Source organism: Sphingomonas sp. CCH9-F2 (assembly GCF_001556735.1).
Lineage (GTDB): Bacteria > Pseudomonadota > Alphaproteobacteria > Sphingomonadales > Sphingomonadaceae > Sphingomonas > Sphingomonas ginsenosidimutans.
On record NZ_LSJO01000233.1, the window covers coordinates 1 to 7,794 of the forward strand.

9 protein-coding genes are annotated in these 7,794 nt (G+C 70.4%); 3 read left to right on the top strand and 6 right to left on the bottom strand.

All coding sequences use genetic code 11. The features are described from left to right. The 5 genes from AX685_RS06975 to AX685_RS06995 form a co-directional block, all read right to left on the bottom strand. A partial coding sequence (locus AX685_RS06975) for a phytoene/squalene synthase family protein (protein ID WP_197418516.1) occupies window positions 1-489 on the bottom strand: 489 nt, incomplete at its 3' end. Further along, window positions 489-1,070 carry a TIGR00730 family Rossman fold protein gene (locus AX685_RS06980; protein ID WP_066486898.1) on the bottom strand — a complete coding sequence of 194 codons (582 nt, stop codon included), beginning with the start codon at window positions 1,068-1,070 and terminating at the stop codon, window positions 489-491. The genes AX685_RS06975 and AX685_RS06980, both read right to left, overlap by 1 nt. A 68-nt stretch (window positions 1,071-1,138) precedes the next feature. Then, a complete protein-coding gene (locus tag AX685_RS06985) occupies window positions 1,139-2,614 on the bottom strand; it encodes a phytoene desaturase (protein ID WP_066486899.1) in 1,476 nt (491 codons plus the stop codon). Next, window positions 2,611-3,774 (bottom strand): lycopene beta-cyclase CrtY, encoded by a 1,164-nt coding sequence (crtY, locus tag AX685_RS06990; RefSeq protein WP_066486901.1) that lies wholly within the window; start codon window positions 3,772-3,774, stop codon window positions 2,611-2,613. Before crtY ends, AX685_RS06985 begins: the two co-directional genes overlap by 4 nt. Before the next feature lie 39 nt (window positions 3,775-3,813). Beyond that, a complete protein-coding gene (locus tag AX685_RS06995; RefSeq protein ID WP_066486904.1) occupies window positions 3,814-4,647 on the bottom strand; it encodes an inositol monophosphatase family protein in 834 nt (277 codons plus the stop codon). Between the two features lie 66 nt (window positions 4,648-4,713). Between AX685_RS06995 and AX685_RS07000 the strand changes: the two genes are divergently transcribed. From AX685_RS07000 to AX685_RS07010, 3 genes are all read left to right on the top strand, one after another. Next, a complete protein-coding gene (locus tag AX685_RS07000; RefSeq protein ID WP_066486907.1) occupies window positions 4,714-5,268 on the top strand; it encodes a peroxiredoxin in 555 nt (184 codons plus the stop codon). A gap of 90 nt (window positions 5,269-5,358) precedes the next feature. Further along, a complete protein-coding gene (locus AX685_RS07005; RefSeq protein WP_231738654.1) occupies window positions 5,359-6,447 on the top strand; it encodes a GGDEF domain-containing protein in 1,089 nt (362 codons plus the stop codon). 383 nt (window positions 6,448-6,830) lie between these two features. Beyond that, a complete protein-coding gene (locus tag AX685_RS07010; RefSeq protein WP_443026254.1) occupies window positions 6,831-7,256 on the top strand; it encodes a DUF1810 domain-containing protein in 426 nt (141 codons plus the stop codon). Here the strand turns inward: AX685_RS07010 and AX685_RS07015 are convergent. Then, window positions 7,253-7,600, bottom strand: coding sequence for a hypothetical protein (locus AX685_RS07015; RefSeq protein ID WP_066486912.1), 348 nt, complete (start codon window positions 7,598-7,600; stop codon window positions 7,253-7,255). The genes AX685_RS07010 and AX685_RS07015 overlap by 4 nt on opposite strands. Window positions 7,601-7,794 lie beyond the last annotated feature (194 nt).

Sequence of the window (7,794 nt, forward strand, 5' to 3'; positions counted from 1 at the left end):
GCACGCGCGGTCCAGCGTCGCCTCTTCCTCCGGGGGCACGCCCATGACGATCGCCATCATGCACCCGACCGCGCCGGCGACATGATAGCAATAACGGTACAGGTCGTCCTCATCGGCCGGGCGCCAGTCGTCGGCGTCGAGCTGGAACCCGTCGATCAGGTCGTGGACGTAACGCGGCGGCATCCGCGTTTCGGCGGCGACGACGCCCAGCGCGTCGAACGCCGGATCGCCGGTCGGCTGGCCGGCGAGCGCCGCGACGCTGAGCGCGCGGACCCGCGTGACGCGGCGCTGCGCGTCGGTGACCGCGACCCGTTCGCCGCCATGGTCCTGCCCGTCGACCAGATCGTCGCACGCGCGGCACCAGGCGTAGAGCAGCCACGCGCGCTCGCGCACGGCGGCGGCGAACAGGGTGGAGGCGGCGGCGAAGCTTTTCGAGCCGCGCGCGATCGACACGCGCGCCGCCCCCACCAGCGCCGCGCGCTCGGGCATCACAGGTCGGACGCCGCCATGCGCACGATCGGCTGGGTCGGGACATGCGCCGCCATCCGGCCAAGCAGCGCATCCAGCGTATCGGCGACGATCAGCAGCTCGCGATGCTGCGCGCGCAGGAAGCCGACGTCGCCCATCTTGTGCCAGAAGGCCACGATATCGTCATAATAGCCGCGCGCGTTGAGCAGCCCGACCGGATCGGCGTGATAGCCCAGCTGCGCCCAGCTGAGCGCCTCCCACAATTCGTCCATCGTGCCGGTGCCGCCGGGCAGCGTGACGAACCCGTCGGCCAGGTCGGTGAACGCCTGCTTGCGCTGGTGCATGCCCGTGACGACGTGGAGTTCGGTAAGGCCGCGGTGCGCAACCTCCGCATCGACCAGCGCCTGCGGGATGACGCCGATCACCTCGCCCCCCGCGGCGAGCGCCGAATCGGCGATCGCGCCCATCAGCCCCAGCCGTCCGCCGCCATACACGACGCCGATCCCGCGCCGCGCCAGCGTGTCGCCGACCTGCCGCGCAAGATCGAGGTAGAAGGGGTCGGCGGGCGTGGCCGAGCCGCAATAGATGGCAAGACGCTTCATGCCGCCGCGCTACTGCCAACGCGGGGAAAGGGGAAGGGGCTGACCTATCCCCGCGCCAGCTGGGGGGCCTATCTCCGTTCCAGCATCAGCGCCGCGGTCGCCTTCGCGCTGCCGACCACGCCGGGGATGCCGGCGCCGGGGTGCGTGCCCGCGCCGGTGAAGAACAGGTTGTGGATCGAATCGTCGCGGTTGTGGACGCGGAAATAGGCGCTCTGCGTCAGGATCGGTTCCAGCGAGAAGGCGCTGCCGAGATGCGCGTTGAGATCCTGCGCGAAATCGGTCGGCGCGTAGCTGAACTTCGTGACGATGCGGTCGTGGATATCGGGGATCAGCCGCCGCCCGACCTCGTCCAGGATGCGCTTTTCCAGGATCGGGCGCACCGTTTCCCAGTCGCCGGCGTACTTGCCCATGTGCGGGACGGGGGCGAGCGCGTAGAAGGTCGAATTCCCCTCCGGCGCCAGCGACGGATCGGTGACGGTCGGGTGGTGGAGGTAGAGCGAGAAATCCTCGCTCAGCATCCCGTGTTCGTAGATGTCATCGAGCAGCCCCTTATAGCGCGGACCGAACAGGATCATGTGGTGCGGGATGCCCGGCCACGTCCCCTTGATGCCGAAATGGACGACGAACAGCGACGGGGAAAACCGCTTGCGCTCCAGCCGGGCGGCGGTGCGCCGCGCCGCGCCCGAACCGGGCAACAGATCGCGATAGACGTGCATGATGTCGGCATTGGCGGCCAGCATGTCGACCTCCGCGCGGAAGCCGCCCTGCGTCTCCACCGCAGTCACGCGATCGCCCAGCGTCTCGATCCGCGCGACCGGATCGGCAAGGCGCAGCGTGCCGCCCAGCCGTTCGAACAGCGCGACCATCCCGGCGACCAGCCGGTTGGTACCGCCGCGCGCGAACCACACGCCGCCGTCGCGCTCCAGCTTGTGGATCAGCGCGTAGATCGCGCTGGTGGTCATCGGATTGCCGCCGACCAGCAGGGTGTGGAACGACAGCGCCTGGCGCAGCCGTTCGTCCTGCACGAACGTCGACACCATCGCATAGACCGATCGCCACGCCTGATATTTCATCAGCGCTGGCGCCGCCTTGATCATCGAGGCGAAGTCTAGGAAGGCGACGTGCCCGAGCTTCTCATAGCCCTCGCGATAGACGCCCGCGGAATATTCGAGGAATTTGGCATAGCCGGCATTGTCGGCCGGGTTGAGCTTCGCGATCTCGGCATGGAGCAGCGTGTCGTCGTTGGTATAGTCGAACGTCGACCCGTCGGGCCAGTGCAGCCGGTAGAAGGGCTGGACCGGTTCGAGCACGACGTCGTCGGCCATGCGGTTGCCCGACAGCGCCCACAATTCCTCCAGGCACGCCGGATCGGTGATGACCGTCGGGCCGCCGTCGAATACGAAGCCGTCGCGTTCCCAATAATAGGCGCGCCCACCGGGCTTGTCGCGCGATTCGAGGATCGTCGTCTCGACCCCGGCCGATTGCAGCCGGATCGCCAGCGCCAGCCCGCCGAAGCCGGCGCCCACCACCACCGCGCGCGTCATGCCGCGGCCCCCGCGAGCGCGGTAATCGCGCGCCCGATCGGCACCGGCGGGCGCCCGCTGAGCACGCGCAGCTTGTCGAACGCGGTCGATCGCGCGGCGTAGAAGCGCGCCACCAGCGACGGCGACAGGCGGTAGAAGCGTTCCAGCACGCGATAGCGCTGATCGGGGTCGGCGGCCTTGAAGAGCATGAGGTCGAGCATCCGGTAGAAGCGCCGCGCGGCCCAGGCGCGCGCCGCGTGATCGTGGGTGACATCGTGCAGCGCCGCGCCCGACAGGTCACGCTGCGCGGCGATCAGCGTGGCGAGCCGCGCGGCATCGGGCAGCGAATAGCCGGTGGTCGGGTGGAACAGCGCCGCACGCGCGCCCGCCTTGGCCACCTTTGCACCCCCCGATCGCCAGTATCGCGCGAAATCCCCCCCCATGACGACCGGCAGCACGCCTTGTTCCCGATGCAGCGGTTCGCCCACCTGCCAGCCGCGCGCCGCGGCATAATCGCCGATGCGCCGCGTCAGCAGCGCGCGGTCGAGCGCGGGCGTGTCGCTGTAATAGGTATCCTCCACCAGCAGCCGGTCATCGCTGAACGGCAACAGATAAACGAAGCGATAGCCGTCGTCCTGCACGACGGTGGCGTCCATCACCAGCGGGCGTTCGATGCCGTGACCGCCCGCGACGGGCAGTTCGTGGCCGACGAATTTCTGCCACCCGCAGTCGAGCAGCGACAGGTCGCCCGGGCCGCGCGCGTCGATCACCGCGCCGGCGTTGAGCCGGTCGCCCTCCGCCAAGATCACCGCGGTCGCGCTGCATGCCACGACCTGCCGCCCGGTCATGATCGCGCGGCGCGGCAACGCGGCGCGGACATGCGCATCGAGCCGGTCGGACCGCACCGAATAATAGGATTGCGCCAGCGTGCGCGCATGGGCGGGGAACCGCACGTCATAGGACGGCCAGGCATGGTCGACGATCGGCGCCAGTAGCGCGCGTTCCGCCTCCCCCACGTCGGCGCCGAAGAACGACCAGACGTGGCGCCCGCCGATCGTGTCGTCGCCCTCGATCAGGCGGACGTCGCATTGCGGGTGGCGCGCCGCCACCGCCAGCGCGATCAGCGCCCCCGACAGGCCGCCGCCGACGATCGCCAGGTCGCATTTGTTGATCGTCGCCATCCCCGCCAGCGCTACCCGATTGCGCAGATGGCGGAAACCTCAATGATGCCCATGCTCGTGATCGTGATCGTGATCGTGCCCGGCGGCGTGCAGCGCCTCCAGCACCTCGTCGGTGCGCGCCGGATCGCCGATCGCCAGCACGTGACCGGCGCTGTCGGCGGTCAGCGGATCGCCGTTCCAGTCGCACATCCGCCCGCCCGCGCCCTCCACGATTGGTGCCAGCGCGGCGAAATCGTACAGTTTCAGCCCCGATTCGCAGACGATGTCCAGAAAGCCGCTGGCGAGCAGGCCGTAGTTATAGCAGTCGCCGCCATAGACCGGACCCTGCCGCGGCGCGCCGCCGCTGGCCGCAGCGACCAGCGCCAGATAATGCGGCACGTCGCCGTCGTCGAACAGATGCGGGCTGGTGGTGGCGACGATCGCCCCCTCCAGCGCGGGGCAGGGGCGCGTCGCGGCGGGCGCGCCGTTGAACAGGGTGGGCCGCCCCGCCACCCCCAGCCAGCGTTCGCGCTGCACCGGCTGGTCGATGACGCCCAGCACCGGCCAGCCATCCTCCACCAGCGCGATCAGCGTGCCGAAGATCGCGCGCCCGGCGGTGAAGCTGCGCGTGCCGTCGATCGGATCGAGCACCCACTGGCGCCCGGTCACGCCGTCCTTCACGCCATGTTCCTCCCCCACGATGCCGTCGCCGGAGCGTTCGGCGTCGAGGATGCGGCGCATCGCCTCCTCCGCCTCGCGGTCGGCGCGGGTCACGGGGGAGCGATCGGCCTTCATCTCCAGCCCGGCGGGGCGGCGGAAATAGGGGCGGATGACCGCCCCCGCCGCATCGGCGAGGCGGTGGGCGAGGTCGATGTCGGAGGGGCGCACGGGCATGACCGGCGGCCTATCGCGCCCCGCCGCCGCGCGCTAGGGTGTCGGCAACGTCAAGGAGTATTCCCGATGCGCTTCCTGCCTGCCGCCGCGATGGCCGCCGCCTTTGCCGCCTCGTTCTCGCTCGGTGCCGCGCCGGCCGCCGCCGCGCTTGCCCCCGGGGCGGTCGCGCCCGATTTCAGCACCCGCGGCGCGATCGCCGGCAAGGTGGTGGCGATCAACCTGAAGCAACAGCTGCGCCGCGGGCCGGTGGTGCTGTACTTCTTCCCGGCGGCGTTCACCTCCGGCTGCAACGCGGAGGCGCGCGCCTTCGCCGAGAAGGTCGATGCGTTCAAGGCGGCGGGCGCGACCGTCATCGGCATGTCGGCGGACGATGTCGCCGACCTCCAGAAATTCTCGTCCAGCGAATGCGCGGGCAAGTTCGCGGTGGCCAGCGCCGGGCCGCGCGTCATCGCGGGCTATGACGTCGCGCTGGGGCGGCAGGTGAAGGGGCGCGATGCGACCACCCGCACCAGCTATGTCATCGGGCGCGACGGGCGCATCGCGTTCGTCCATTCCGACATGAACCCGGCGGAGCATGTCGCGCTGACGCTGGCGGCGGTGCAGAAGCTGCGCGGACGGTAAATTCGGCGCACATACGATCTATTAGCACCTGTCCCCTATGTTCCGGCCGTTCGATCATTGCAGCGCCGAAACGGCGCCCGGGAGACGATGGTGGCAGGAAAGACGGATCACGCGGCGCAGGCATCGACGGGGGATCGGCTGTTCGCGAAGATCGGCGCGTTCCTGACCGCCAACCGGCTGAGCCCCGATCCGGCGCATTACAGCTTCGCCCATGCCGTGCTGGCCAATGCCGACGGCTTGCTGGCGCGGCGCGTGGCGGAGATCACCGACGGCGGCGTGCGGCTGACCGCGCAGGACATCGTGCGGCTGGGCGGGCAGGCGAAGACCGGCGCGCCCATCGCCGCCGCGGCCGGCGCGGACAATGACGACGACGACCGGATGGTCGCCGATCCCGCCACGCACCAGGCGATGATCGAACGCGTGCTGATGCAAATCGCCGGGTTCGACGACACGATCACGATCGCGCATGCCGAGGCGAACAATTTCGGCCGCGACCTGGCCCGCAGCGCCGCGCAGATGCGCGACGTCGGCCCCGCCGCCAGCGCCGAGGAGATCGGGCGGCTGACCAACGACATGATCGCGCGCGTCCACCAGGCCGAAGAGCGGCTGGACGCCGCCCGCCGCGAAACCGAGGAGCTGCGCGCCGCGCTGGACGAGGCACGCGGATCGGCGCGGACCGACCCGTTGACGGAGCTTCCCAACCGGCGCGCGTTCGACGAAGCCTTCGCCGGGCTGGATCGCGACCGGCCGATCGCGGTCGCGATCTGCGACATCGACCATTTCAAGCGGATCAACGACAATTTCGGCCATGCGGTGGGTGACCGCGTGATCCGCGCGGTGGCGCATACGCTGGCCAGCGAATGCGGCTGCCTGGTCGCGCGCTATGGCGGCGAGGAATTCGCGCTGCTGTTCGACCGAATCGGGCTGGACGAGGCCGCCGAGCGGATCGAAAGCGCGCGCCAGGCGATCACCGGGCGCCGGCTGCGCGTGCGCGAGACGGGCGAGCTGGTCGGCACGGTGTCCTTCTCCGCCGGGGTTGCCGAAGGCTGTCCGGGCGAGGGGCGCGCCGCGCTGATGCTGCGTGCCGACGCCGCGCTGTATCGCGCCAAGGACCAGGGCCGCGCCCGCACGATCACCGCACCACATGTTGGCGAAACGTGCGAACGGCAGGTGGCGTAATCCGCCGGCCCGCGGCGGCAGAAATAGCCAATTCCTTGTAACGCGTGGATTTTCCATTTCTGGCACGATCGATGCTGAAGCGGTGGCATGGCCGGATCAGCCGGTCGGCCACTATCGGAGACTTGCCATGTACCGTTCCGCCGACCTGCGCCGTATCGCCGCTTCGCTGTCCGCCGCCATCGCCGTCGCCACGCTGCTGGTCGGCGCCGCCGTCCCGCTCGCACCGATCGCCTGACCGCCCGGAGCCGTCTCGCCATGCGCCGCCACCCCGATCCGTATCGCACCGTGATGCTGTTCGCCGCCGCTTTCTCCACCACCGGGCTGCTGCTCTACGTCGATGCGGCGAGCGTGTTCGGCATCTGACCGGCACGCCGGCCGCGTCCGTGCGTTGTGCCGCCATGGAGCTTGACCGGTTCGTCGCCGCCCAGTCGCCCGATTACGCCATCGCGCTGGCCGAACTGCGCGCGGGGGCAAAGCGGCACCACTGGATGTGGTACGTCTTCCCGCAGATCGCCGGACTGGGGCGCAGCACGACCGCGCGCCATTACGCCATCGCCGACCTGGCCGAGGCGCGCGCCTATCTGGCGCATCCGCTGCTGGGGTCGCGCTATATCGAATGCGTCACCGCGATCGCCGGGCACCCCGACCGGTCGGCCGAGGCGATGCTGGGCGCGGTCGACGCGATGAAGCTGCGGTCGTCGCTGACGCTGTTCGATGCCGCGGGCGCGCCGCCGATCGTGGCGGCGACGCTGCGCCACCTGTTCGGCGCGCCCGACGCGGCGACGCTGGCGTTGATCGCCGCAAACTAGCTGGCGGCGGGCGCCGGGCTGCCGGCCACGGGCGCGACGGCGGCGATGCCGTCATTGCCGATCGCGACCAGCCAGTGCGAATCATTGTCGCACGTCGCCACCCAGGCGGGCTTCCCCGCCACCGCGGGCACGGCCGTCGACCGTTCCACGCCCTGGCATTCGCGCCCGGCGTCGCGAATCGCGCGGAACAGGACGGCGTTGCGCTCCCCTTCGTTCATCGCGGCGATTCGCGCGATCGTGTCGCCGGCATTCGCCGGCTCGGCGGTATTGGCCGGCGCGGACCCGCTGCCCCCGCAGGCGGCCAGCGGCGCGGCGGCCAGCATCACAAGCGCAAAACGACGCATTCGCTCTCCTTCCCGGTCGTGTCGGGCTGCCGAGGGCGGCAGCCCGTGACGGCACGCGAAACACCTGATGACGCGCGCCGGTGCCCGCTATAACGTAGGGCAGTTTCAGGGGGTACGGGTGATGCGTAGCGGTCGGCGTCGGGTGGTGGGACTGGTGGCGCTGGCGGCGATGCTCGCCTCGTGCGGCGGCGGGG

Excerpts from the sequence above, each read along its gene's own strand:
- crtY (WP_066486901.1), bottom strand. The coding sequence starts at position 3,774 with ATGGCGACGATCAACAAATGCGACCTGGCGATCGTCGGCGGCGGCCTG.
- AX685_RS06985 (WP_066486899.1), bottom strand. The coding sequence starts at position 2,614 with ATGACGCGCGCGGTGGTGGTGGGCGCCGGCTTCGGCGGGCTGGCGCTG.
- AX685_RS07000 (WP_066486907.1), top strand. The coding sequence starts at position 4,714 with ATGCGCTTCCTGCCTGCCGCCGCGATGGCCGCCGCCTTTGCCGCCTCG.
- AX685_RS06980 (WP_066486898.1), bottom strand. The coding sequence starts at position 1,070 with ATGAAGCGTCTTGCCATCTATTGCGGCTCGGCCACGCCCGCCGACCCC.
- AX685_RS06995 (WP_066486904.1), bottom strand. The coding sequence starts at position 4,647 with ATGCCCGTGCGCCCCTCCGACATCGACCTCGCCCACCGCCTCGCCGAT.
- AX685_RS07015 (WP_066486912.1), bottom strand. The coding sequence starts at position 7,600 with ATGCGTCGTTTTGCGCTTGTGATGCTGGCCGCCGCGCCGCTGGCCGCC.